We start from the raw sequence: 25,428 nt of genomic DNA, 5'->3' as shown, positions 1-25,428 counted from the left end.
GGATGACAGATAACGCGACGGTCAATATCATAGTGACGACCCACAAGGCGTACCGCATGCCGGATGACAGCATGTATCTTCCGATGCAGGTGGGGGCGGCGCTGGCACGCGATGAAAGCGGCGCTCCGCTCGATCTCGGGTATCTCCGGGATGATGCCGGCGACAACATTTCCGAAAAGAATCCTCTCTACTGCGAGCTGACGGGGCTGTACTGGGCGTGGAAGCATATGGAGGCGGACTATATAGGTCTTGTGCATTACCGCCGCCATTTCGGTTCCTTTCACTCGCTGAAGACGGAGGATCCCTTTGATCAGATTCTGCGGAGCGAGGAGCTGGAGCCGATGCTCCGCAGATACCGTGTCTTTGTGCCGACAAGGCGGCGCTACTATATCGAGACGCTGTACTCCCATTACGAGCATACGCATTATGTGAGGCATCTCGACGAAACGCGGGAGATTCTCGCGAACCGCTGTCCGGAATATCTCGCGGCGTTCGACCGCGTCATGATGCAGACCGGCGGCTATATGTTCAACATGATGATTATGGAAAGAGAACTTTTCTCCGCCTATGCGGACTGGCTGTTCTCGATTCTCGGGGAGCTGGAGCGCCGCGTCGACACCACGGAGCTCTCGTATTATCAGGGGCGTTACTGCGGCAGGGTTGGGGAGCTGATCTTCAACGTCTGGCTGGAGTATCAGATCGAAGCGGGAGAACTGCTGCGAAGCGAGATCCGCGAACTGCCGTTTCTGTATACGGAGCCGGTCAACTGGCGGAGGAAAGCCGTATCTTTTCTGAAAGCCAAGTTTTTGCATGAGAAATATGAATTCTGACTGCGGCGCACTGCCCGGAGTCGCATGCGTGGCCTGCGGATTCCGGGTCTGCGTGAGGCAAATCTGAGCTCCGGGGAGGGAGAACGCCGTGTCTTTGTCCACTGTCGATGCGTTCAAGCATATCCGTTCTGACCGCTGCATAGAGCTGAACGACGTGCAGCTCCGGCAGCTTCAGCGTGTGCTCATGGATATTCTGGATGATATCTGCACGATCTGCGATGAAAACGGAATACTCTACGAGCTGGGCGGCGGCTCGGCACTGGGGTGCTATCGCGAGCATGATTTCATCGCGTGGGACGACGATATTGACATCAACATGCCGCGGGCGGATTACGAGCGCTTTGTTCCGCTGTTCCGGGAACGCTTCGGCAGCCGCTACTGGGTGCACACGCCGCAGGATACACCAGATCATGGGCTTTTGCTGTCCCGCGTCGTGCGGAAGGGGACCTCGGTGGTGACGCGGGAGGACTTCTACAACCGGGAGGCGGGCGCCTTTGTGGATGTTTTTGTGATTGAGAATACCTATGACAGCCCGGTTCTGCGCCGGATCCATGAGCTCGGCTGCATGGCCTACGGTTTTCTCGTGTCCTGCCGGAAGTTTTACCGCGACCGGAAGCCACTTATGGAGCTGGCCCGGAGCACCGGAGATGCGGAGCTGATCCGGAAGTTCCGCGTAAAAATCCGTATTGGGAGGCTTCTGGCGTGGAGAAGTCTGGATGCGCTTGTCCGGCGGGGCGACCGCTGGAACGGCCGATGCAGGAACGAGTGCTCCCGCTATGTGGTCATTCCGACGGGGCGCCGCCTCTTTCGCGGAGAGCTCTACCGGCGCGAGGAGCTGTGCGAGACGCGGGAATATCTCTACGGCGGGAAGCTCCGCCGGTGTCCGGCCGCCATCGAGCGCTACCTTTCGAGGCTCTACGGGAGCGATTTTATGACGCCGCCTCCTCCGGAGCAGAGGGAGAGGCATGTTTTTTTCCGACCCTTTGATCTGGGAGGGCTCGGCTTGACAGACCGCGAAAGTTAGGGTAAAACGGAGGGCAGCACGTCCTGTGGGAGGTGCGCCTGCACGGAGGCGGATATGAAGAACTGTGCGCTGATCTTTGCCGGCGGAACCGGAACCCGTATGAAGAATACCTCGGTTCCCAAACAGTTTCTCGAACTGTACGGCAAGCCGATCATCATATATACATTGGAAAAATTTGAAAACCATGAGGAGATCGACGGGATCATCGTCGTCTGCCTCGAAGCATGGATTACGAGGATGTGGAAATATATCCGCAAATTCGGGATCACCAAGGTGAAAGCGGTGGTGCCCGGCGGCGCGAGCGGGCAGGACTCGATTCGCAACGGTCTTGTCGCGGCAACGCAGTATTTCCCGCAGGACTCGCTGATGCTGATTCACGACGGCGTGCGGCCTCTGGTTGCGCCGGAGACGATCAGCAGGGCAATTGCGTGCGCGGACAAGCACGGCAACGCCATCACGGTCGTCCCGGCGACGGAGACGATCTTTCTGGACAGCACGGACGGCATGGTCGGGACGATACTGGACCGGCGGCAGTGCGAAATGGCGCGCGCCCCTCAGTGCTTTCTTCTGATGGACCTGCTGAATCTTCATCAGAGGGCCGCGCTCGAGGGCCGGAACGATTTCATTGACTCCGCCAGCATGGCGCGGCACTACGATATGCCGCTCTACACCGTGCAGGGGCAGACAGAGAACATCAAGATCACGACACCGGTCGATTTCTATATTTTCCGGGCCATCGTCGATGCGGGCGAGAGCCGGAAGATTTTCGGATTATAGCGATTTGTGCCGAAGCCCAAACCGCCCCTGATCGCAGCCGTAAAACCGCCGGCGCAGGGTGGTTTTACGGCGCGTGCCTTGCACGGAGTGCTTCGGCATGGAGGATTAATATGCTGGGAAAGATCATGAAGCGCAAGTGGAGCCGTTTTTATCCGGCCGCGGTGGAGGGCGTCTTCTTCCGCCGCATCGGCGTGGCATGGAAGCAGTTCAAGACATGGGTGGACCGTTCGATCGGCTACCAGTGCAGGAAAGGGCTTTCCCGCCGCATGGCGACGGCTCCGAACCGCATTATGTTCATTACCTTTCAGCACGCCTACGCCTGCAATCCCAAATATATCTGCGAGGAGCTGCTCCGCCGCGGCGAAGACCTCGACATCTGCTGGGGCGTGTCGGATCCCCTCGGCCGCGACGGTGTGCCGGAGCTGCCGAATGTCCGCGTGGTCTGGATGAACAGCTACGAATATTTTGAGGCGGCCTGCTCGGCGCGGGTCATTGTCATCAACGGTCTCCTCGGGGATAAGTTCTATCCGTTTCCCGTAAAGCCGGATCAGATTATCTGCGAGACATGGCACGGGTCTCTCGGCATCAAGCGCTTTGACCCGGCGCATTACAACACCAATGCTTCATGGCCGGTGGCGGCGGCGCGTACGGGCAGGCTCACGACGCTCTGCATCACCAACAGCCGGTTCGAGGAGGTCGTCTTCCGCGAGACATTCTGGGAGAAAACGCCTCTCCTGCGTCTGGGACACGCCCGCAACGATGTCTTTTTTGACAGCTATGCCGGACAGCGGGCAAAGTGGAGGCAGGCCTTTATCGAGGATAACGATCTGGAAGAGGACGTGAAATTTGTTTTGTATGCGCCGACGTTCCGCGACACGCACAATTTTGCGGTCTACGATCTTAAGGCGGACCGCGTGCTCCACGCCTTTGAACAGCGCTTCGGCGGGAACTGGAAGCTGCTGGTACGCTATCATGACAACGATAAGAAGAACGCTGAACGGAAGAACCGCGTCCGCTCGGGGGACGTGATCAATGTCACCTCGTATCCCGACATCCAGGAGCTGCTGGCATTCTGCGATGCCGGTATCACGGATTATTCCTCGTGGATCTATGATTTCATGAACAGCCGCCGCCCCGGCTTTCTCTATGCGCGGGACAAGGAGCTCTACAACGATGAGAGGGGCTTCTATTTCACGCTGGAGAGCACGCCGTTCCCGGTGGCGTCCGACAACGATGAGATGGTCGCCAATATTCTTGCCTTTGATGAAGAAAAATATGTCCGGGAGGTCGATGCGTGGCTGGCGGAGCGTGGGAGTGTGGACGACGGTCATTCCTCAGAGAGGATCGCGGACGAGCTCTGCAGGTATCTGAAGAAATGAGCCGGGCCGGGAGGGAGAACCGCCGGAACGGCGAGATCGATTTTCTGCGCTTTGTCTTTGCTCTGATCATCGTGCTGCATCATACGCGATATCTGCTGGGCGATGAGAAATGCCTTTTTCTCGGCGGCTCTCTGGGCGTCGAGTTTTTCTTTGTGGTGTCGGGGTATCTGCTCATGAACACGGCCGCCCGGCGCGCGGGTCTGCACACGCTGCTTCCGGCGGCAGGGGCTGCCGGGACAGAGGCCGCCGGGACAGGGGGCGTGGCAGGATGCGCCGCCGATGCGGGAGCCCCCGGCCCGGGGGCTCTGCCCGGGGAGACGCCGTTTCTCAAAACGCCCCTCGGAACAGAAACGGCGGCGTTTCTTTGGCGCAAGCTGTCGGGGATATGCCCGGAATTTCCGATTGCGTGGGCCGTGGGCTTTGTCTTCGTTTCTGCGGCGAGGGAGTTGTCCGGGGCGGAGATGCTGCAGATGCTCGTCCGGGATTTCTGGGAGCTCACGCTGCTGAAAATGACCGGCCTGTTTACCGGCGGCTTCGACGGAGTGATCTGGTACGTATCGGCGATGCTTCTCTGCATGGCCGTGCTGTATCCTATCCTCCGCGCGCATACGGATTTCACGATGCGGATCGGCGCGCCGCTCACGGCGCTTCTGCTTCTGGGGTATCTGTGCCGTAACTTTGACCATCCCCGCGATCCGGCCGTCTGGCTGGGCTTTTGCTACAAGGGCGTCGTGCGCGCGATGGCGGAGCTCTGCCTCGGAATTTCGATTTTCCCTTTCGTACAGCGCCTGAAAGAGCGGAGACTGACCCGGCCCGCGCGCCTGCTTTTATCCCTCGCGGAGTGGGGGAGCTATCTTGCGGTGATCTGGTATATGTATGCGAAGAAACCGTCCCGGAGCGACTTTTTCTTTCTGTTTCTTCTGTGCGGCGCGGCCGCGGTCAGCTTCAGCGGACAGAGTCTTGCGGCGGCGCGGCTTCGGGGGCCGGTATGTTCGTTTCTTGCAAAGCTCAGCACGGCGTTCTATTTTTCTCATATTTATTACGCGCAGAATCTGAACCGCATTCTGCCGGATGCCATGGGGGACGCGGCGAGGACGGCCGTATATCTTTTCTGCTCGTTTGCGACGGCACTTTTTGTGCTTGTGGTGTCGGAGGCGCTTCGCCGGCGCTCCGGCAGGCTTCGGGAGCGGAAGGCGTGAGCCGGAACCCGGGCCGGACGCAGGCGCCGGGCGGCGGCAGAATGAGGAATCCGAAATGAACAACTCTGTGACAAGACTGATGCAGGGCATCCGAAAAAATCACTTTCTGTTCGAGCAGCTGGTGCACCGGGATTTCACGCAGAAATACAAGCGGAGCATACTCGGCATGGGCTGGAGCGTGCTGTCGCCGCTGCTTACGCTTCTCATCATGAAAATCGTGTTCAGCAGCTTCTTTGCAAAGCATATTCCGCACTACACGATTTATCTGCTGAGCGGTAACATCGTGCTTTCCTATTACAAGGAGGCCACGAAAAACGGCATGAGCTCGCTCGTCGACAACGCGAAGATCTTTACGAAAATCAATGTGCCGAAGTACATGTTTCTGCTGTCGAAAAACGTATCGGCGCTCGTCAATTTCGGCCTTACGGTTCTCGTCTATTTTATTTTCTGCCTGTTTGACGGAATCCTGTTTCACCCGAGGATGCTCCTGCTTGTCTACCCGGTGCTGTGCCTGCTTCTGTTCAATATCGGCGTGGGGCTGGTGCTGTCGGCCATGTTCGTTTTTTTTCGCGACATCCGCTATCTCTACGATGTGTTCCTGACCATGATCACCTACCTGTCAGCCATTTTCTACTCGGTGGACCGCTTTGCGCATCCGGAGCTGTTTCTCCTGAATCCGGTGTATGTCTATATCAAGTATTTCCGGTTGATTGTGATTGACGGAAAAATCCCGTCGCTGCCGTACCATCTGCTCTGCGCCTTTTATGCGCTGATTTTCGTCGCGGCGGGCGGACTTGTGTACCGCAGGCACAATCATTCTTTCCTGTATTATCTGTAAGCCGCGTTATCGGGAGGCGTTTGTGAAAAATCATGAGGATTTTGCGTCGCGGGGCCCGGAGGAACAAGCAGGGCAGAGCGGCGGAGCAGTCATTGCATGCGAGCATGTCAGCATCCGCTACATAACGGGAGATTTCCGGGCCATCGGCCTTAAGGAGTATCTGATCCGCCGTCTGACGGGCCGATACAAGGTGAGGGAGTTCTGGGCCGACAGAGATGTGACGTTCCGTCTCGGCCGGGGCGAGATGCTCGGCATCATCGGCTCGAACGGAGCGGGAAAGAGCACGCTCTTAAAGGCCGTCACGGGAATTATGGTGCCGACGGAGGGAACGCTGCACGCGGAGGGCAGCATCGCGGCTCTCCTCGAGCTGGGGAGCGGCTTTGACGGCGATATGACGGTAAAGGAAAACGCCTATCTGCGCGGTGCGCTGCTGGGCTATACGCGGGCGTTTATGGATGAAAAATACGAGGAGATCATCCGCTTTGCCGAGCTGGAGGAATTTCAGGACTACCAGTTCAAACAGCTCTCGAGCGGGATGAAGAGCCGGCTCGCCTTTTCCATCGCCTGTCTCGTCAACCCCGACATCATCATTCTCGACGAGGTGCTGAGCGTGGGGGACGGCGCGTTCCGCAAAAAGAGCGGCGATAAGATGAAAGAAATTCTTGCCAGCGGGGTGACGGGGATTCTCGTCAGTCATTCCATCGATCAGGTACGGGAGCTGTGCAGCAGGATACTCTGGCTGGATCACGGCAGACAGGTCACGTTTACGGACGAGGTGGCGCTCTACTGCGACGCCTACGAGGAGTTTCTTATGACGAAGAAGCTGCCGAAGGATCATGCGGCCGTGGAGAAGCTGGCGGAGGGACATCTCCGGCGCAAGCGGCGGGAGGAAGAGAAGCGGATGCAGGAGGCGCTCAAGGGGGCGGGAGGGGAGGAAAGGCGTTGATGCGGAATATACTGGAAAGCCCGAATGACCCGTGGCTGCAGGAGGATCTGGAAAGACTGGCGGCAAGTGATCTGCCGCTGCAGGAGCTGGAGGGCCGGGCGGTTCTCGTGACGGGGGCGACGGGTCTTATCGGCTCGCAGACTGTCCGGGCGCTGGCGGCAGTCAACCGCCTGCGCCGCATGAATATCCGGATTCTCGCGCTTGTCCGGAACATCCGCAAGGCGGAGCAGATTTTCGGGGATCTTCTGCAGCGGGGCGACATATATCCGGTCATCGCCGATCTCACCGCGGAGCTCACGATCGCGGCGCCGATCGACTACATCATTCACTGCGCGGCGGTCACGGCGTCGAAGACGATGGTGACGAGGCCCGTGGAGACAATCGGGACGGCCCTCGACGGTACGCGCAGTATCCTCGAGCTTGCGCGGGAGAAGAACGTCGCCGCGTTCTGCTACCTGTCCTCGATGGAGGTCTACGGGCAATGGGACGGCAGCCGCATGGTGACCGAGGATGTCATGGGCTATGTCGATCCGCTTGTGGTGCGCAGCAATTACCCGATGAGCAAGCGCATGTGCGAAAACCTCTGCGCCTGCTACCGGTCGGAATACGGTGTGAATGTGCGCATCGCCCGGCTCGCGCAGACGTTCGGCGCGGGGGTGCTCCCCGGGGAAAACCGCGTGTTTGCGCAGTTCGCCCGGGCGGTGATGCGCGGCGAGGATATCGTCCTGCACACGGCCGGTCAGTCGGAGGGGAATTACTGCTACACGGCGGATACCGTGCGGGCGCTGCTCACCATCCTGCTGCGGGGGGAAAGCGGACAGGCCTATAATGTCAGCAACGAGGCGGCGCACACGACGATCGCCGGCATGGCGGACTTTGCCGCGCGGGTTCTGGCGGAGGGCCGCATCCGCGTGGTCTTCGATATCCCCGAAACCAATACCTTCGGCTATGCGGCGGACACGAAAATGACGCTTTCCTCGGCGAAGCTCCGCGCCCTCGGCTGGGAGCCGGAGTACAGTCTGGAGGACTGCTACCGGCGGCTGATGGGGAGTCTTGCCTGTCAGGAACAGGGTCAGTGAAGTCGGGAACAGAATCAGTAAAGTGAAAGGAATGGTTCGGCATGGATCTCATGAAAGAGCTCCGGGATCGGATACCGGCATACGCAGGGGTCTGCTTTTTCAGCGCGTTTGCGGCAGGCCTCCTCACGCATCTGTATGTGCTGACCAATAAGCTCCCGAACTGGGACGATATCAGCAATATCGACAAGCCCGGCGCGATGAACGATTTCGGGCGCTGGTTTCTGCGCTTTGTGCAGCCGTGGATTTCCTCATACAGCGTTCCGGCGCTGAAAGGTGTGGTGACGATTGCCCTGCTCTCGCTGACGGCGGTTCTGGTGCTCCGCGCGCTGGAGCTCCGGAGCATGACCTCGGCGGTCCTCATCGGCGTCACCATGACGACGTTCCCCGCCGTGACGAGCGGTATGCTGTTCATGTTCACCGTGGCCTCGTATTCCGTCGCGGTGCTGTTTGCGGGCGCGGCGGTGTTCTGCACGCTGCGGCGGCGCTTTGGCTGGATCCCGGGCGCGGTGCTGCTGTGCTTCTGTCTCGGGATCTATCAGGCATATCTGCCCTTTGCCGTGTCGGTCTTTCTCATCGCGGTGCAGCTTCGCATTCTGCGGGGAGCCCCTCTCCGGGAGGTGCTTCGCACGGCGTTTCGGGAGGCGCTGGCGCTGGGGGGGGGCCTTGCCGGCTATCTCGCCATGCTGAGCCGCTATCAACTGTCGGATTACCGCGGGATCAGCAGCGTCGGAAAGACGGCGCCTGCCGATTTTCTGGAGGCGTTTCTCCGGGCGTATCACCGCATTCTGCAATATTTCGTGACAGAACCGATGAGCTATACCTCCGGCTTTCAGCATGCTCTTCATCTGCTGCTTCTGCCGCTGATCGCGCTGCTCCTGCTCCGTCTCACGGCCCGGCGCAGGCTCCCGGAAAGGCCGGCCACGGCGGCGGCCCTCGCGCTCACGGTCTTTCTTACGCCTCTCGGCATGTCGCTCGTCTATCTCATGGCGCCGGAGGTGACGAATGCCTCCACGCTGATGATCTTTTCCTATATGACGGTCTATTTTCTCGCGGCGGGGCTTGCGGAGCTCTGCGCGGGAGAAGCCGCGGCACCGGCGGCGCCCGCCCCGTTTTCTCGGACACAGCGCCCCGCCCGTTCCCGCAGCCGCAGGTCCTCCGGGGCCGGAGCCGGAGCGCGGCTTACGCGGCTTTCGGGCCTTGCCTTTCCGTGCATTCTTCCCGCTGCGGCAGCGCTGATCGTGCTCCTTATCGCGTGCAGCAATTACCGCATGGCGAATGAGGCGTATTTCCGGACCGGGCTGGCATTCCAGAGGGTCAGCAGCTACTATGAGCGCATCATCTCGCGTCTTGAGGGAGAGGGCGGCTGGAATTACGGGGAGCGCTACGCGATTGCAGGAGATTTCTGGCCGGAGAAGAACATCCTCTCCTCCTATGATCTGCTGGAGGGACGGTTCGCCGATCTGGAGGGCCTTGCGATAGAGAACGGCCTGTTTACCTCGGGGGTGCGCCGTGATTTTATCCGGAGCTATCTGGGAATCGACGCGCCGTATGCGAGCGAAGAGGAATATGAGGCGATTCTCGCCTCCGGGGAATTTGCGGAGATGGCGGCGTACCCGGAGGAGGGATGTGTACGGCAGATTGACGGCATATGGGTCGTGAAGATACGCTGAATACCGGGAAGAGGGTACAGCCGGGAAAAAATCCGCGGCGGGACAGCGGATGGAGCCGCGCGGACAGCGGAAAGAGCCATGCGGGAAGCGGGCGCAGCCACAGGATATAGTGGGTGCGCCCGCGTTGATTCTACAATACCGTGTGGCGTTTCTTCCGGAAAGTTCGGGAAGACGCGGCTCTTACATAGATTTATCTACAACTTGTAGATGGGATTTTTGTATAAAACCACTAAATATTGTGTTTTGTTAAAAATGGACTGGATATTTCGTCCGGCGCTGGCTATAATAGCTCTTGCACGGGGAGCTTCCCGCCTATTCCGGACAGGGAGCGGCACATTTCGCAGAGGGAGCCCGGCGCAGATAATTCTGGAGGGGACTATGTATAACGAGACATTGGATGGAAACGCATCCGTTGAGGATAGCAGAAAAATGTGTGTTATGAAGCGTTCGGGGGAGCGTGTGCCCTTTGACGCGGAGAAGATCGCCGGAGCGATCGTCAAGGCCAACAACGAGGAGGGGATCGTCAGCGAGCGTCTGACGGAGGAGCAGATCCGCCTCATCGTGGACGGCATTGCCAAGGATGCCGGCAATGCGGGCCGCGATCTCTCGGTCGAGGAGATACAGGATAAGGTGGAGGATGCCCTCATGGCCTCGGGGAAGACGAAGGTCGCGCGCCTCTACATTACCTATCGCTACAAGCACAATGAAATGCGCAAGATGAGCGACATCGATCAGAAGATCGCGGGCGTCGTCGAGCGCGACAATGAGGAGGTCAAGCAGGAGAACTCCAATAAGAACCCGACCGTGCTCTCCGTACAGAGAGACTACATGGCCGGCGAGTGGAGCCGCTACTACACGGACCGCTATCTTCTGCCCGAGGACATCGTCCGGGCACACAAGGAGGGCGTGATCCACTTCCACGACGCGGACTATTTTGCGCAGCACATGCACAACTGCGATCTGGTCAATCTCGAGGATATGCTGGACAACGGGACCTGCATCAGCGGAACGAGGATCGACACCCCGCACAGCTTCAACACGGCCTGCACAGTGGCGAGCCAGATCGTCGCGCAGGTGGCCTCCTCGCAGTACGGCGGGCAGACCATCACCATGTCCCATCTGGCGCCCTATGTCGACGTCAGCCGGCAGAAGATCCGCAGGAGACTTGCGAGCGAGCTGCAGGCTGCGGGCGTGGAGCTTCCGGAGGATAAGTTTGCGGTTCTTGTGGAAAAAGAGGTCCGCAAGGAGGTGGAGTCCGGCTGTCAGACGATCCAGTATCAGCTCATTACGCTTCAGTCCACCAACGGACAGGCGCCTTTCGTCACGGTTTTCCTCTATCTGAACGAGGTGCCGGAGGGGCGCACGCGAGAGGACCTCGCCATGATCATCGAGGTCATGCTCGCGCAGCGCATCCTCGGCGTCAAGGACCGGAGCGGCGTGTATATTGCCCCGGCGTTCCCGAAGCTGATCTATGTCCTGCAGGAGGACAATATCACGGAGGGGAGCAAATACTATTATCTCACGGAGCTCGCCGCGAAGTGCACGGCGAAGAGACTGGTTCCGGACTATATTTCCGAGAAAAAGGCCCTTGAGCTCAAGGGGGACGTCTATCCCTGCATGGGCTGCCGTTCTTTCCTCACGCCCGACCGCTTCACCGACGCGGGGATCGGCAATATTGCGCGGGCGGCGAATTATGATGAGAAGAAGCATAAGTACTACGGGCGCTTCAATCAAGGGGTGGTCACGATCAACCTTGTGGACGCGGCGTGCAGCTCCGGCGGCGACGAGGAGAAGTTCTGGGAGATTATGAAAGAACGCCTCGATATGTGCCACCGCGCGCTCCGCATCCGCCATGAGCGGCTTCTCGGGACGCCCTCGGACGTCGCGCCGATACTCTGGCAGGACGGCGCTCTGGCCCGTCTTGAGCCGGGAGAGACGATCGACAGGCTGCTGTACGACGGATATTCCACGATTTCGCTCGGCTATGCGGGGCTTGCGGAGTGCGTCTATTACATGAAAGGCGTCTCGCACACCAGCGAGGCGGGCAAAGAGTTCGGCATAAAGGTCATGCAGCTTCTGAACGACAGCTGTGCGGCATGGAAAAAGGCGGAAAACATCGATTATTCGGTCTACGGGACGCCGCTGGAATCCACGACCTATAAGTTTGCAAAGTGCCTGCAGAAGCGCTTCGGCAAGATCCCGGGCGTGACGGACCGGAACTATATCACCAACAGCTATCACATTCACGTGACCGAGAACATCGACGCGTTTTCCAAGCTCACGAAAGAGGCGGAGTTCCAGAAGCTCTCTCCGGGCGGCGCGATCAGCTACGTTGAGGTGCCGGATATGAACCAGAACATTCCGGCGGTCATGCGGATCCTGCGGCACATTTATGATTCGATTCTCTATGCGGAGCTCAATACCAAGAGTGATTACTGCGATGTCTGCGGCTTTGACGGGGAGATCCGGATTGTGAAGGACGACACCGGAAAGCTCATATGGCAGTGCCCCAACTGCGGAAACACGGATCAGACGAAGATGCACGTGGCAAGGCGCACCTGCGGCTACATCGGTACGCAGTACTGGAATCAGGGGAGAACCGCGGAGATTGCGGACCGGGTGCTGCATCTGTAAGATGGCCGGTATTCGGGCAGATATCAGAAAGAATAAAGGCAGATTAGATTTTTCTGACAGGTGTAACAGTAGGGACAGACGTAACGGCAGGGACACGCGTATCGGCGGTCCCTGCTTTTTATATCCGCCGGATGCAGGCTGTGCTTTGAAACGGAACCTGTTTGAAGCGGCACCTGTATTTTTATATCCGGCGCTGCGTCCTGCCGATTGAATAACGCCGATAAAAAGCATATGATCGTTGTGAGAGGAGGCGGTTTCCGGAAAGACAGCGATGAGCATTGAGAGCGATGTGTTTGAAAGAACCGTGATTCATCCGGAGAAGCTCGTTCCGTACGGCTTTGTCCGGACGGAGAACGGCTATGATTACGGCAGAGAGCTGATGGACGGAGACTTCCGGGCGGCGATCCATGTTTCGGAGGACGGGTTATTAACCGGATCAGTCATTGATCGGATGACGGACGAGGAATACCTGCCGCTCCGCGCGGCATGGCAGACCGGACCGTATGTCAGCACGCTCCGCTATGAATACGAGGAGCTCCTCCGGGATATTGCGGAGCACTGCGGAACGGAGCTTCCGTTTGTATCGCCGCAGGCGAACCGGATCACCGAGCGGATTCGCGCGCTTTACGGCGACCGGCCGGATTTTCCGTGGGACGATGGAAATAAGGCGAGCGGTGTGTTCCGCCACGCGGCGGACCGGAAGTGGTACGGACTCATCATGCGGATTGATGAGCGCAAGCTCCAGTCCGAGATCGCAAAGAGCGAGGCGCCGGAGAAGAAGAGAGACGGCCCGGGCAAAGGGCCCGGGAAGCGGAAGAGAGCGGGGGCGGAAACAGAGAAGCCGGAAGCCGGGGAGACAGAGAAAGGGGAGCAGGAAGCGCCCGGGGAAGCGGTCCTCATTGATGTCATGAATCTCAAAATCCCTCCGGAGGACGGCGCGGCGCTGCATTGCGAGAGGGGCATCACCCCCGCGTTTCATATGAATCACCGGACATGGATTTCCGTGCGGCTCGACGATACGCTGAGCGATAAGAGGATCATGGAGCTGGTTGCGCAGAGCCGGCGCCTCACGGGCGGAAGGGCGGGGCTCAGACGGCCCGCGGGCTGCCGCGACTGGGTCGTTCCCGCCAATCTGAAATATTATGACGTATGCAGCGACTTCGACAGCAATGACGATTCCGACTGGAAGCAGGGGAAAGGAATCGAGGTCGGTGATATTGTCTACCTGTACGTCGGCGTGCCGTATTCCGCGATTCTCTATAAGTGTCAGGTGACCGGGACGCATATTCACTATCCCGACTGGGAGAGTGAGGGAATGAATGTCCACATCATGGAGCGCTACGAGAAAGGGAAGTTCGGCCTGAAAACCGTCATGTCGAAATTCGGCGTGACGACGGTGCGGGGGCCGCGCTTTATGCCCCGGGAGCTGATCGAGTATATTGAGCGGAACCGATAATAATGAAACGATAGAAACGGGACCGATATCAATGCCGCAGGGGACGCGGCGGGGAGTATAAGCTTGAACGTTCTGCTGATGCAGAACGTTCAAGCTCCGACCTCGGTGCGATGCACCGAGTCGTAGATCGCATCGGCGAATTTGAAATTCGCCTCGCGGGAAAGAGGAAAAGCATGAGCTTTATGGCAAGGGACCGGATTTACTGGCCGGGCGGAAAAACAAAATGTCTGACATTCAGCTATGACGACGGCGTGGAGCAGGATCTGCGCCTCACGGAGGTGATGCGCGCGCACGGCGTACGGGGGACGTTCAATCTGAACCCGGGACTGTTCGGCAGGAACGGACGGGTGACGGGCGGCAAGCGGGAGGTCGCCCACAACAAGCTTTCAGCAGAGCGTGTTCCGGAGGTCTACCGCGGGCAGGAGATCGCCGCGCACGGCTGGGAGCACGCGGCTATGTCCGGCATGGATACGGCCCGTTGTGTGAACGAGATCTTAAAGAGTCGCGCCGCGCTGGAGGAGCTCCTCCGGCAGCCGGTCACCGGCTACGCCTACGCGTTCGGAACCAATGACGATACGATCGTAAAGGCCGCGCAGGCGAGCGGGCTGCGCTATGCGAGAACGGTCGTATCGACGGAGCGCTTTGACATTCCGCAGGACTTCCTGCGCTGGGATCCGACCTGTCACCACAACGCGGAAAAGCTGTTCGAGCTTGCGGAGGAATTTTTGTCGGATAAGTCGTATTTTTCCTTTTTCAGTCCGGCAAAGCTCTTTTATATCTGGGGACATGCCTATGAGTTCGATCAGGACGACAACTGGAAGCGCATGGAGAAGCTGCTGGAGCTCCTCGGCGGCCGGGACGACGTCTGGTATGCGACAAACGGCGAGATTGAGAGCTATGTGGCGGCATGGAAGAGCCTGATTTTCAGCGCGGATTCCTCGAGTGTGCAGAACCCGTCCGCCACACCGGTGTGGCTCGGAAGCTCCTTTGACCGGGAGACGGTCTGCGTCGGAGCGGGAGAGACGGTACGGCTTCTGTCCAAAAAGGAAATGTGAGCCAGTCAGGAGTAAGCAATGTACTACGGGAACATCAAGGATCTTGATATTGCAGACGGCGAGGGAGTCCGCGTGACGCTCTTTGTCTCCGGCTGCACCAACTGCTGCAAGGGCTGCTTTCAGCCCCAGACATGGGATTTCTGCTACGGGCAGGAATACACGGAGGAGACCGAGGCAAAGCTTCTTTCTCTGCTGGACCGGCCGATGATCGACGGCCTCACGCTGCTTGGGGGGGAGCCGTTCGAGCCGCAGAATCAGCGCGTGCTGGTAGGACTCCTGCGGAAAGTGAAAGAGCGCTTTCCGGACAAGACGGTCTGGAGCTATACCGGCTTTGTCTACGAAAAGGATCTGCAGGAGGGACAGCGCCGCCACTGCGAGGTGACGGATGAAATGCTCTCGTATATCGACATTCTGGTGGACGGTCCCTTTGTTGAGGAGAAAAAGAACCTTTCCCTCGCGTTCCGCGGTTCGGAAAATCAGCGGGTGCTCGATCTCAGGAAAACCCGGGAGACAGGCGTGCCGGTGAAATACCTCGACTGACACGGCAGATTCATTACCGGAGGCCGGCGGGTCACAACGGCAGCGGCCTGTGCCGCGCTGATACCTGCGGCGGATATCGGCCCGGCGTGCGGGAGGACGCGTACATTTTTCAAAGAGATTTATACAACTTTTTACAGACAGAGCGTGTATTCTGGAGACAGGGCCGCAGCAGGCGGATCACTCCGGAACACACGCTTTTTATATGCTTCCATATTTTTTGCGTGCCGGGGAAAACAGAACAGACAGGAAAGGAACGACTATGAAATTTACAGACGGCTACTGGCTTCGCAGTGAAAGAGTACAGGCATCCTACGCCTCGCAGGCGTTCCGTGTCGAGCGCATTCCGAACGGCATGCGCATCGTCGCGCCGGAGCGTCCGATCCGCTCCCGCGCGGATGCGCTTGATCTGACGGTTCTTCTCGTGGATTTTCAGTCCGCGGGACACAACGACATTGCGGTGACGGCGACGCACTATCAGGGCTATGATTCCGGGGAGCCCCGCTTTGCGCTGCATGAGAATCCGGACCCGGTCACGATCACGGAGACGGAGGGCGAGGTGCTTATGCGGGCGGGCGATATCACGGTCCGCGTGAACCGGGAGAACTGGTCATACCGCTTCGAGGCGGAGGGGAAGCTCCTCACCTCCTGCGGCTTCCGCAATCTCGGCTATATGCGGCGCGACCGCATCCCGGCCTCCAAAGGGCCGGAGGCCGATTATCTCATGGAGGACTATACGCCCTACATGGTGAACGAGCTGTCGCTGAAGCCGGGAGAGACGGTGTACGGCCTCGGCGAGCGCTTTACGCCCTTTGTAAAGAACGGACAGACCGTCGATATGTGGAACGAGGACGGCGGCACGGCCTCCGGCGTTGCCTACAAGAACATCCCGTTCTATATGACGAGCGAGAGCTATGGCGTTTTTGTCGATCACGCGGGCCCGGTCTCCTTTGAGGTCGGCAGCGAAAAGGTCGAGTATGTCGGCTTTTCCATTGAGGGGGAGCAGCTCCGGTATCACCTGTTTTACGGCAGAACGCCGGCGGATATCGTGGGGGCTTATACGGCGCTGACCGGGAAACCCGCGCTTCCGCCGGCATGGAGCTTCGGCCTGTGGCTGTCTACCTGCTTCAAGCCGCAGTACGATGAAAAGACGGTCACGGAAATGATTGACGGTATGCAGGAGAGGGAGATCCCGTTCCGGGTGTTCCACTTCGACTGCTACTGGATGAAAGCGCTCCAGTGGTGCGATTTCGAGTGGGATGATGAGCAGTTTTCCGATGTAAAGGGGATGCTGGAGAGGTATCACGCGAAAGGGCTTTGCATCTGCGCGTGGATTAATCCGTACATCGCGCAGAACACGCAGGCGTTCCGCGAGGGAGTGGAGGGCGGATATTTCCTGATGCGGAGCGACGGGCGGGGCGTGAAGCAGCTCGACTCATGGCAGCCCGGCATGGCGCTTGTCGATTTCACGAATCCGGATGCTGCGGCATGGTATCAAAATAAACTCCGGGGTCTGCTGGAGGCCGGCGTCGACTGCTTCAAGACGGATTTCGGCGAGCGTATCCCGATCGACGTGGAATATTCCGACGGCAGCGATCCGATGACGATGCACAATTACTATACCTATCTGTATAACAGAACCGTGTTCTCTCTTCTTGAGGAGGAGAGGGGACGGAGCGATGCGGTTCTCTTCGCCCGCAGCGCGACCGCCGGCTCGCAGCAGTTTCCGGTGCACTGGGGAGGAGACTGCTTTGCAAGCTACGGCTCCATGGCGGAGACGCTGCGCGGCGGCCTTTCGTTTGCGATGAGCGGCTTTTCGTTCTGGAGCCATGATATCTCGGGCTTTGAGAGTACGGCGACGCCGGACCTTTACAAGAGATGGCTCCAGTTCGGCATTTTTTCGACGCACAGCCGCCTGCACGGCTCGGACAGCTATCGCGTGCCGTGGATCTTTGATGAGGAGGCCTGCGAGGTGGCGAAGACGTTCAGCGCGCTCAAATGCCGTCTGATGCCCTACCTCTTCTCGATGGCGGTCAGGGCGCACGAAAAAGGTACGCCGGTTATGCGGCCGATGCCGTTCGAGTTCCCCGGCGATCCCGCCTGCAAATACCTCGATCAGCAGTATATGCTGGGGGATTCTCTGCTCGTCGCGCCGATTTTCAACGACCGGGGCGAGGCGGAGTTCTATCTGCCGGAGGGACGCTGGATGAATCTCCTTGACGGAGAGCGGAGAGAGGGCGGCCGCTGGCACCGCCGGAGCTATGATTATTTCCATATGCCGGTTTTTGTCCGGGAAAATACTCTGCTGGCCATCGGCAGGAACGGCGAAAAGCCGGATTACGAGTATGCAGAGGGCGTGACGCTCCATTATTACCTGCCGGCGGAGCGGGCCGGAGAGGAGCGGCGGGCGGTCTGTGAGATTCCCGATACCAAGGGGCGGACCATCCTGCGCGCCGCCGCGGAGCGCACAGAGAACGGCCGGATCCGCTTCACGCTCTCGGACGCCGGCTTTGGCGTCTCCTATGTCATTCACGATGCCGACGGCACGGAGAGAGAGGGCGCGCTCACGCAGGAGATCACGGAAATCTGAAGCCTGAGCCGGGAGCGGGGAAGCCGCGTATTCCGGCGCGGAAAAGGCATATCGGATCATATCGGCGGCTTTGCCCCGGGGCGTTTTGCTCCGGGGCTTTTTCCTTTACGATAACAAAAGTTCTCGAAAAACACTTACCTTTATGCGCGACAGCATTGACTTAGTTACCAAATGGCATATTGAACTTCTCGGAGAACCTCGCTGCAGATTTTGTAGATGTTCTCAATGGTACTGACGTCAAAACGCAGAGAGGGGCCGGAAACGCTGACGGCACAGACAGGCTCCTTGTCGTGGTCAAAGACAGGTACGGCAACGCAGGATACACCGAACTCATGCTCCATATTATCAATGGCATAGCCTCTGGCGCGGATCAGTTTGAGCTCGTCTTTCAGGCGCGCTCCCGTCGTGATGGTATTGTTGGTAAAAGCAGGAAAAGTGTCCGGAAGAGCAGGTCTTTTATCCTCAGAGGTGAAAGCCAGCAGGCATTTCCCGAGCCCGGTACAATACATGGGTGCTTTTTCTCCAAGAATGGTGCGGGGAACGGTAGTATGGGGCGTTCTTGTTGCAAGATAGAGAACCTGATCCTCATAAGGCACTGCCAGAAATACCGTTTCCGACGTTTTGTTGGCAATCTGCTGCAGATAAGGCTCCATACGGCGGGTCAGGTCCATCTGCTGATTGATCACATAGCTGAATTGAAGCAGCTTCAGCCCAAGATGATACTTGGATGTCGCAGGATCCTGTACCAGATATCCCATGGATGCGTAAGTATCCATGATGTTATAGACGGTTGCTTTATTATATCCGAGTTTTCGGGCAATTTCCGATACGCCCAGAACCGGATCTTTTGTTGTAAAGCATTCCAGTACCTGAATTGCCTTGATCAGGGACTTTACCTTAGCTTCTTCTTTCATATTTTCCTCCAGAAAAGAAAATGAATTATTAATAGATATTATAACATAAAATAAAAAATGTTTAATAATAATAAATAGAAGTACATAAAAGTAGTAAACATGCACAATAAATCAATATAAATATGTGCATACCCACGCGATGACACCAGAAAAATAGAGAGATATAATGTAATTGTATAATAAATAAAACGATGTTTATTAATAATAAACAATAAATTTTGAGGCGATCTGTACAGATGAAAACAATTGATAAAACGCCGGGAGAATTGCGGACAAGCTTTGCGCAGGCAGCATCAGGAGTGTCCCGATTGCAAAAGCAGACAAATGCTGGTACTGGCATGGAGGATTCATATGAAAGCAGGGGAAATGACCGGAAATACAGGAAGAGGCGGCTCGGCACATGGATGGAAATATGTAAAGAAACAGCTTTATAAGAACCGCTGTCTTTATGCAATGATCGCATTTCCAATCCTGTACTTTATCATTTTTAAGTATGGAGCAATCGGCTGGCTGGGTATTGCATTTAAGAACTTCAATGCTCATGCCGGATTCTGGAAGAGCAAATGGGTAGGACTCAAGTACTTTAAGATGTTCCTCAAAGATCCTTATTTTTACAGCATCCTGAAGAATACTGTCCTGATCAGTCTCTGGTGCCTGGTTTTTTACTTCCCGGTGCCGATTATCCTGGCGCTTCTGATCAACGAAGTAAAGAATTATATGGCGAAAAAACTGGTCCAGACGATTACCTATCTTCCCTATTTCATTTCAACGGTCGTTGTCTGCAGCTTGGTAGTGAATATCTTTGCAACGGACGGACTGATCAATGAGGCGGTTGTCTTTTTCGGGGGAGAGGCAAAAACGTATATGTCCGATCCCTCATGGTTTCGTCCGATTTATGTTATTACCGAAATCTGGCAGCATGCGGGATGGGGATCCATTATCTATCTGGCAGCTCTGTCCGGGGTCGACCAGCAGCTTTATGAAGCGGCTTCGATCGACGGAGCGACAAGATGGCAGCAGGTTCTGCACGTCAGTCTTCCGGGAATCGCCTCGATTATTTCCATTCAATTTCTTCTGATGGTCGGAAGAATGCTTACCGTAGGGTATGAGAAGATACTGCTGCTCTACACCGGATCCACCTATTCCACAGCAGATGTCATTTCAACATATGTTTATCGCAGAGGCCTGATCAACGCGAATTACAGCTACGGAGCAGCAATCAGTATATTTCAGGCAATGCTGTCACTGATCCTTATTTTTGCAGCGAACAAAGCGGCAGATAAGATTGGCGCTGCGAGCCTTTGGTAAATCCGGATGAGAGGGAATTATGGAACAAATATTAATGCGATCGAATTACAGTAAGAAGCCTCACAGGATGCGAAAAACACCCGGTGAGCATGCGTTTGGGATCATCACTGCCATCATCCTGATCTTCTGCTGTGTGATGGTCATTTACCCGATCTACTATATGTTCATCGTCTCGATCAGTGATGGTTATGCCGTCACAAGAGGAGAGGTCGTCCTATACCCGATCGGCGTTAATTTCAAAGCATATAAAATTGCGCTCGGATATTCTTCCGTTGTCCGGTCTTTCTGGAACTCTGTCCTGTATACCGTTGTAGGAACGCTGATCGCGGTCGTTATGACGGCCCTGTGCGCATATCCTTTATCAAGGAAAAAAATGTTCGGGAGAGGAATGATTACTTTTATTGTCACATTTACCATGTTCTTTGATTCCGGGCTGGTCGCCAATTACATGATAGTGTCATCACTGCACATCAAGAACACGATCTGGGCTATGGTTGTTCCGGGAGCCATCAGTGTCTGGTACATGATTATCATGAGGACGTTCTTTCAGGGAATACCGGAAGAGCTGTATGAGTCAGCTTATCTTGATGGTGGAAATGACTGGACGATCTTCATAAAGATTATTCTCCCTCTGTCCAAAGCGGTTATTGCGACCATCGTTCTGTTTTATGCCGTTCAGATATGGAACGCTTTTATTCCGGCTCTTCTTTATCTGGATGATTCCAATAAATATCCGATGCAGCTGCTGCTCAGAAATATCGTTATGGGCAGCAACAATGCGGCGACCGGCACCGCTACCGTTGCGGGAGATTCCGCTGTTCTCGGCAAGAACATCAAATACGCGGTCATCTTCATTACGACGGCTCCGATCCTGGTCGTATATCCTTTCGTTCAGAAGTATTTTGTCAAGGGCGTTATGGTCGGATCTATTAAGGGTTAATTGCGGGAATCCGCACAATATAGATTCATGATGTATAGGAGGAGAGGTATGAAAAAGCATAATTTACAGCGAATCATGGCCGGTGCTGTCTCAGCGATGATGACAGTCGGATTGATGGCAGGCTGCGGGGCATCTTCCGCATCAGGCAGCAATGTTTCAGATGACGGCACGGAATCTGAAACATCGACTGCCGCAGCCGGAGCCCAGGCAGAGAGCAGCTCTTCGGAAGAGCTGATCACCATTACCTGGATGAGGTCCCAGTCTTCGGTTCAGCCTATGTCCGAGGAGAACAAGATCGTCTCCATGATCGAGAAAGCTCTGAATGTCAAGATTAAGCTCCAGCTGATTCCTGATGCGGATTTTGCAACCAAGAAGTCCGTTGCACTTGCATCAGATGACCTTCCCGATGTCATTCAGGGACTCACGATTGATGAACTCAGGCAGTATGCGCCTACAGGGATGTTCGTGAATCTGTATGATTATCAGGAGGATGTCAGGGATTACCTTGATATCGTTCAGGCGGATGATCGAGCAAAGGCCACTCGCAATTATGAAGTAGAGGGAGGCATGTATGGATTCCAGACATTGGAATATGACCGTGTCGATATCGCGTCTCTTCCTGCTATTCGGATGGATCGTCTGGCAGAGACCAAAATGGAAACGCCCGGGACATGGGGTGAGTTCTATCAGGTAATGCTTAAGATCAAGGAGCTCTATCCTGATAATTATGTTTTTTCTACCAGAAATGGGACGAAATACATGCTTGGTCAGTTCGCATTCAGCATGGGCAGCGGTGGATTTCCGACGTTCAGTAAGTCCGGTATGTATTATGAGCCGGATCAGGACAAGTGGCTGTATGGACCGACGGAGGATTCTTTCTTCTCGGTTATTACGTTCATGGCAAATGCTTATAAGGATGGACTTCTCGATCCCGACTATGCTTCCATGGATAAGGATACAGAGCAGGAGAAGCTCTCAAATGGCGGACTCTCTGTCGTCTATGATAATAACTCTTTCGTCGGACGTGTCTACAATCCTGTTCTGAAACAGCTTAACAAGGACACATATTTTGATATTATTGAGCCCATGGAGAGCGAAAATAATACGAGGAGAGCTCTTCGCTATGAGAGAGACTGGACTGAGTTCACCTGCGTGAATGTTAATACCGAGTATCCGGAAAGGGTTCTTCAGGCAATTAACTGGATGTATACGGAAGAGGGAAGAATGGTCACCAACTTTGGCGAGGAGGGTGTCGATTATACCGTAGATTTTGATGGAAACATCATTACCAGCCAGGATCTGATTGACAGGCACAGGAATGACGCCGATGTTTTCTCCGGTATTCAAGGCGCTCTCGGTGCCGGACTCCTCGGAATTGGTCACTACATTGATGAGTCTCTGTACGCACAGGTCTCTGATCCCTCCATGATTGAAGAGGGCAAGCTGATCCGTGAATGGACTGAGGCAGGAGAAGTCTGCTACAACACGCCGGCACCTACATTCACAACAGAAGAGCAGGAAGAGGTCACTGAGCTTGAGCAGGCGATTGATAATGTCTTCTCTCAGGAAATTGATTCGTTCATTAATGGCAACAGGACCCTGAATGAGTGGACGGATTTTGTTCAATCGCTGAAAGATCAAGGAACAGAAAGACTGGCAGAGCTCTATAACACCGCTTATCAGCGTTCATTACAGTAATCTGAGTCATGTAATCGTCAGCGCACTGAGTAAGAGGCTGGGCTGTCCGATTGGGCAGCCTGGCTTTGTTCAATCCATAACAGGTGAATATGATGATTGATATTACAGCCTCGATCGTGTTTACAGCGGCCTCTGCGTCAGTCTTTGAACTCAAAATCCGGAAAGTATTCTGTGAGGAAGTAAAGCGAAAGAGCGGAATCGAACTGCCTCAGAGTGCTGAGGCGGGAAAGGTCAGCCTTGAATTTTACCATGAAGAAAATCTTCGGGAGTATCCGGAAATTCCCGAGCTGTTCAAAGACATACAGGAAAGTCGGAAAGAAGGCTTCAGGATCCGCATTGTCACTGCTGAAAACGGCAGGGTCCGCGTTATCGTTCTTGGCAGGGACGAAAGAGGAGAGTTTTATGGCATGGCCAGGATTCTTCGAAAGCTCTCTTTCCACGAAAGAAAACTTCTGATTCCGGAAAGTCTGGATGGTATTTCCATCACTCCGCAATACCCGCTGAGAGGACATCAGCTGGGATATCGTGATAAGAATAATACGTATTCTGCGTGGACCATTGCAGACTACGAGCGCTATATCCGCGATATGGCCCTGTTCGGCGCCAATTCCATCGAGCTGCTTCCTCCGAAAACGGATGACAATCTCTATTCCGCGAAGTTTAAGGAGGATCCTTTCGAGCTCATGATAGAGGCATCGAAGATGATCCGTTCTTATCATATGGATGTATGGCTCTGGTATCCGAATACAGGAAAGGATTATGACGATCCGGAGTGTATGTACAGGGAGCTGAGGGAAAGAGAGAGGATCTTTTCTTCTATTCCTTATTTGGATGCCATTTTGGTTCCGCTGGGGGATCCGGGTTCTCTTTGGCCGGCGAAAGCTTTTAGAGTGACCGAGGAATTTGTGCGCATCCTTCATAAGTTCCATCCCGATGCAAAGGTTTGGGTTGCGCCCCAGCATTTCCAGCCGGAGCCCGGATGGTATGATGAGTTTTATGCGGAGATCGCCAAGGAACCGGACTGGGTCGAGGGAGTATGCTTTGCTCCGTGGGAACAACATGAGATCGCGGAGATGGCCGCAAGGCTTCCTGCGAAATATCAGCATAATATCCGAAACTATCCGGATATTTCCCATAACACGAATTGTCAGTTTCCTGTCCCGGAATGGGATGACGCATTTGCCCTGACGGAGGGAAGAGAAAGCTATAATGCCCGCCCGGAGGGAATGAAATATATCCACAATCAGATTGAGCCTTATACCTGCGGTGCAATTACCTATTCAGAGGGGATTCATGATGATGTCAACAAGGTGATCTGGGGAGATCAGGATTTTGACAGTTTCGTCTGCGCAAGAGAGACCATCGAGGACTATATTCGCATGTTCATCGATTCGGAGCTGGTGGGGCCTCTCTCAGAGATCATGATGGGACTGGAAAAGAACTGGGAAGGACCGGTTCTTAAAAATGAACATATCGATGAGATGTATCGGAAGATACAGATCATTGACAAAAGGGTCAGCAATCGCGTCAAAAAGAATTACCGCTATCAGATGCTGCATTTAAGAGTCCTCAGTGATTACTGGATCAGAAAAAAATACGGGTTCGATCAGAAGAAAGAAAAAGAAGCGAGAGCAGTTATCGATGAAGTGACGGAAAAAGGTTCTGTCTGTGTCATCAAAGAGGCCAGAAGTCTGCTCAACGAGTGCAGGGACCATCCGGCAGCAGAAGAGCTGCTCTTTGAAATGGAAAAGCTGGCAGACCTGCTGTACCAGACCTGCCGTATCCAGCTGACCGTAAAGCGTCATATGGGACAGAACTGGATTCGCGGAGCCTATCTTGAGACGGCGGGGATGCCACTTAATGAATATCAGTATCTGATGCAGAGCTTTAAGAGGATCGAGAGGCTTGACAGTGAAGAGGAGAGGGCGAAAGCGCTTCAGCATCTGAATGCAGGACGGAACGTCGGAGATGGTAATATCTACTGTAATCTTGGAAGCTATGAGGGCTTTTCTCATGTGACACATTACAGGACATGGAAAGAGGATCCCGGATATCTGAGGACTCCTCTTATGGATCACAGCATTTATGGTCTCGTTGCACTTTTTCGTGAGATGGATGGCTGGTATTACGAGTTCCCCATGCCTCTCAGCTGGGCGGCCAATGCGACAGTACTGTATGGGACTCCGCTGGAAGTGACCTTTGATTCTCTTGATCCGGACGCTGAGTATGAGCTTCGGGTTTTCTACCCGCATTCTCTTCAGAAATCAGTATCCCTCATGCAGGCGCCGCGGGAAGAGATGCAGGTCCATTTCTGGGCCGGAAACTGCCTGCTGGCGGACAGCATTCCCGGTCAGGGATTGTCCGAAGCGGCCTGCTGGATCTATGATCTTCCGAAAGAATCATACAGCAGCGGTACCTTGAGACTGAAATGGCAGGTTTATGGAACACGGAAAGCATTTGCCGTCAGTGAGATCCGGATCATCAGAAAATAGAGGACTTGCCGAATATTTTATACTATCAGAGGCTTCTGATCCGGGGAACAGGAATACAAAAT

Annotated in this window: 19 protein-coding genes; 18 read left to right on the top strand and 1 reads right to left on the bottom strand. The window is 55.5% G+C overall.

Going from position 1 to position 25,428, the window contains the following annotated elements:
- Positions 1-2: 2 nt before the first annotated feature.
- From E0E20_RS10005 to yicI, 14 genes are all read left to right on the top strand, one after another.
- Positions 3-830: a DUF4422 domain-containing protein gene (locus E0E20_RS10005; RefSeq protein ID WP_130838066.1), complete on the top strand. Its 828-nt coding sequence runs from the start codon at positions 3-5 to the stop codon at positions 828-830.
- A gap of 88 nt (positions 831-918) precedes the next feature.
- The gene (locus E0E20_RS10000) at positions 919-1,854 is read left to right on the top strand and encodes a LicD family protein (protein ID WP_130838065.1); all 936 of its coding nucleotides are present in this window, start codon (positions 919-921) and stop codon (positions 1,852-1,854) included.
- Between the two features lie 54 nt (positions 1,855-1,908).
- Entirely contained in the window at positions 1,909-2,631 is a 723-nt protein-coding gene (locus tag E0E20_RS09995) for an IspD/TarI family cytidylyltransferase (protein WP_130838064.1), read from the top strand.
- Between the two features lie 110 nt (positions 2,632-2,741).
- Entirely contained in the window at positions 2,742-4,010 is a 1,269-nt protein-coding gene (locus E0E20_RS09990) for a CDP-glycerol glycerophosphotransferase family protein (protein ID WP_130838063.1), read from the top strand.
- A complete protein-coding gene (locus E0E20_RS09985) occupies positions 4,007-5,209 on the top strand; it encodes an acyltransferase family protein (RefSeq protein WP_130838062.1) in 1,203 nt (400 codons plus the stop codon). The genes E0E20_RS09990 and E0E20_RS09985 overlap by 4 nt, the downstream gene beginning before the upstream one ends.
- 55 nt (positions 5,210-5,264) lie before the next feature.
- Positions 5,265-6,047: an ABC transporter permease gene (locus E0E20_RS09980; protein ID WP_130838061.1), complete on the top strand. Its 783-nt coding sequence runs from the start codon at positions 5,265-5,267 to the stop codon at positions 6,045-6,047.
- Positions 6,048-6,069: 22 nt separating this feature from the next.
- Positions 6,070-6,993: an ABC transporter ATP-binding protein gene (locus tag E0E20_RS09975; protein ID WP_130838060.1), complete on the top strand. Its 924-nt coding sequence runs from the start codon at positions 6,070-6,072 to the stop codon at positions 6,991-6,993.
- Positions 6,993-8,072, top strand: coding sequence for an NAD-dependent epimerase/dehydratase family protein (locus E0E20_RS09970; RefSeq protein ID WP_130838059.1), 1,080 nt, complete (start codon positions 6,993-6,995; stop codon positions 8,070-8,072). Before E0E20_RS09975 ends, E0E20_RS09970 begins: the two co-directional genes overlap by 1 nt.
- Positions 8,073-8,113: 41 nt before the next feature.
- Complete coding sequence (locus E0E20_RS09965; RefSeq protein ID WP_130838058.1) at positions 8,114-9,742, top strand: glucosyltransferase domain-containing protein; 1,629 nt, start codon at positions 8,114-8,116, stop codon at positions 9,740-9,742.
- 429 nt (positions 9,743-10,171) lie between these two features.
- Positions 10,172-12,376 carry an anaerobic ribonucleoside-triphosphate reductase gene (gene nrdD / locus E0E20_RS09960; protein WP_130838088.1) on the top strand — a complete coding sequence of 735 codons (2,205 nt, stop codon included), beginning with the start codon at positions 10,172-10,174 and terminating at the stop codon, positions 12,374-12,376.
- Positions 12,377-12,647: 271 nt separating this feature from the next.
- Positions 12,648-13,832 (top strand): MmcQ/YjbR family DNA-binding protein, encoded by a 1,185-nt coding sequence (locus tag E0E20_RS09955; RefSeq protein WP_130838057.1) that lies wholly within the window; start codon positions 12,648-12,650, stop codon positions 13,830-13,832.
- A gap of 173 nt (positions 13,833-14,005) precedes the next feature.
- Positions 14,006-14,887, top strand: coding sequence for a polysaccharide deacetylase family protein (locus tag E0E20_RS09950; RefSeq protein ID WP_165444064.1), 882 nt, complete (start codon positions 14,006-14,008; stop codon positions 14,885-14,887).
- 18 nt (positions 14,888-14,905) lie between these two features.
- Positions 14,906-15,427: an anaerobic ribonucleoside-triphosphate reductase activating protein gene (nrdG, locus tag E0E20_RS09945; protein ID WP_130838055.1), complete on the top strand. Its 522-nt coding sequence runs from the start codon at positions 14,906-14,908 to the stop codon at positions 15,425-15,427.
- A gap of 259 nt (positions 15,428-15,686) precedes the next feature.
- On the top strand, positions 15,687-18,014 hold the full coding sequence (gene yicI, locus E0E20_RS09940) for an alpha-xylosidase (RefSeq protein WP_130838054.1): 2,328 nt from the start codon (positions 15,687-15,689) through the stop codon (positions 18,012-18,014).
- A 164-nt stretch (positions 18,015-18,178) separates the two neighbouring features.
- On the opposite strand, the gene E0E20_RS09935 is transcribed toward yicI, so the two are convergent.
- Positions 18,179-18,928 (bottom strand): IclR family transcriptional regulator, encoded by a 750-nt coding sequence (locus tag E0E20_RS09935; RefSeq protein ID WP_130838053.1) that lies wholly within the window; start codon positions 18,926-18,928, stop codon positions 18,179-18,181.
- Positions 18,929-19,279: 351 nt separating this feature from the next.
- On the opposite strand from E0E20_RS09935, the gene E0E20_RS09930 reads away from it, so the two are divergent.
- From E0E20_RS09930 to E0E20_RS09915, 4 genes are all read left to right on the top strand, one after another.
- Entirely contained in the window at positions 19,280-20,236 is a 957-nt protein-coding gene (locus E0E20_RS09930; RefSeq protein ID WP_165444063.1) for an ABC transporter permease, read from the top strand.
- A 19-nt stretch (positions 20,237-20,255) separates the two neighbouring features.
- On the top strand, positions 20,256-21,176 hold the full coding sequence (locus E0E20_RS09925) for a carbohydrate ABC transporter permease (protein WP_130838051.1): 921 nt from the start codon (positions 20,256-20,258) through the stop codon (positions 21,174-21,176).
- A gap of 48 nt (positions 21,177-21,224) precedes the next feature.
- Positions 21,225-22,874 carry an extracellular solute-binding protein gene (locus E0E20_RS09920; protein ID WP_165444062.1) on the top strand — a complete coding sequence of 550 codons (1,650 nt, stop codon included), beginning with the start codon at positions 21,225-21,227 and terminating at the stop codon, positions 22,872-22,874.
- An 89-nt stretch (positions 22,875-22,963) separates the two neighbouring features.
- On the top strand, positions 22,964-25,366 hold the full coding sequence (locus E0E20_RS09915) for a hypothetical protein (protein ID WP_130838049.1): 2,403 nt from the start codon (positions 22,964-22,966) through the stop codon (positions 25,364-25,366).
- The last annotated feature ends 62 nt before the right edge of the window (positions 25,367-25,428 follow it).

It is taken from the genome of Lachnoclostridium sp. Marseille-P6806 (assembly GCF_900625025.1).
Lineage (GTDB): Bacteria > Bacillota > Clostridia > Lachnospirales > Lachnospiraceae > CAG-791.
This window is presented reverse-complemented; position numbering and strand designations above follow the sequence as displayed.

What these genes read in the sequence shown, in the direction of transcription:
- E0E20_RS09980 (WP_130838061.1), top strand. Translation starts at nt 5,265, where the DNA reads ATGAACAACTCTGTGACAAGACTGATGCAGGGCATCCGAAAAAATCAC.
- nrdG (WP_130838055.1), top strand. Translation starts at nt 14,906, where the DNA reads ATGTACTACGGGAACATCAAGGATCTTGATATTGCAGACGGCGAGGGA.
- E0E20_RS09935 (WP_130838053.1), bottom strand. Translation starts at nt 18,928, where the DNA reads ATGAAAGAAGAAGCTAAGGTAAAGTCCCTGATCAAGGCAATTCAGGTA.
- E0E20_RS09915 (WP_130838049.1), top strand. Translation starts at nt 22,964, where the DNA reads ATGATGATTGATATTACAGCCTCGATCGTGTTTACAGCGGCCTCTGCG.
- E0E20_RS09925 (WP_130838051.1), top strand. Translation starts at nt 20,256, where the DNA reads ATGGAACAAATATTAATGCGATCGAATTACAGTAAGAAGCCTCACAGG.
- E0E20_RS10005 (WP_130838066.1), top strand. Translation starts at nt 3, where the DNA reads ATGACAGATAACGCGACGGTCAATATCATAGTGACGACCCACAAGGCG.
- yicI (WP_130838054.1), top strand. Translation starts at nt 15,687, where the DNA reads ATGAAATTTACAGACGGCTACTGGCTTCGCAGTGAAAGAGTACAGGCA.
- E0E20_RS09955 (WP_130838057.1), top strand. Translation starts at nt 12,648, where the DNA reads ATGAGCATTGAGAGCGATGTGTTTGAAAGAACCGTGATTCATCCGGAG.
- E0E20_RS09970 (WP_130838059.1), top strand. Translation starts at nt 6,993, where the DNA reads ATGCGGAATATACTGGAAAGCCCGAATGACCCGTGGCTGCAGGAGGAT.
- E0E20_RS09995 (WP_130838064.1), top strand. Translation starts at nt 1,909, where the DNA reads ATGAAGAACTGTGCGCTGATCTTTGCCGGCGGAACCGGAACCCGTATG.
- E0E20_RS09965 (WP_130838058.1), top strand. Translation starts at nt 8,114, where the DNA reads ATGGATCTCATGAAAGAGCTCCGGGATCGGATACCGGCATACGCAGGG.
- nrdD (WP_130838088.1), top strand. Translation starts at nt 10,172, where the DNA reads ATGTGTGTTATGAAGCGTTCGGGGGAGCGTGTGCCCTTTGACGCGGAG.
- E0E20_RS09920 (WP_165444062.1), top strand. Translation starts at nt 21,225, where the DNA reads ATGAAAAAGCATAATTTACAGCGAATCATGGCCGGTGCTGTCTCAGCG.
- E0E20_RS09950 (WP_165444064.1), top strand. Translation starts at nt 14,006, where the DNA reads ATGAGCTTTATGGCAAGGGACCGGATTTACTGGCCGGGCGGAAAAACA.
- E0E20_RS09930 (WP_165444063.1), top strand. Translation starts at nt 19,280, where the DNA reads ATGAAAGCAGGGGAAATGACCGGAAATACAGGAAGAGGCGGCTCGGCA.
- E0E20_RS09985 (WP_130838062.1), top strand. Translation starts at nt 4,007, where the DNA reads ATGAGCCGGGCCGGGAGGGAGAACCGCCGGAACGGCGAGATCGATTTT.
- E0E20_RS09990 (WP_130838063.1), top strand. Translation starts at nt 2,742, where the DNA reads ATGCTGGGAAAGATCATGAAGCGCAAGTGGAGCCGTTTTTATCCGGCC.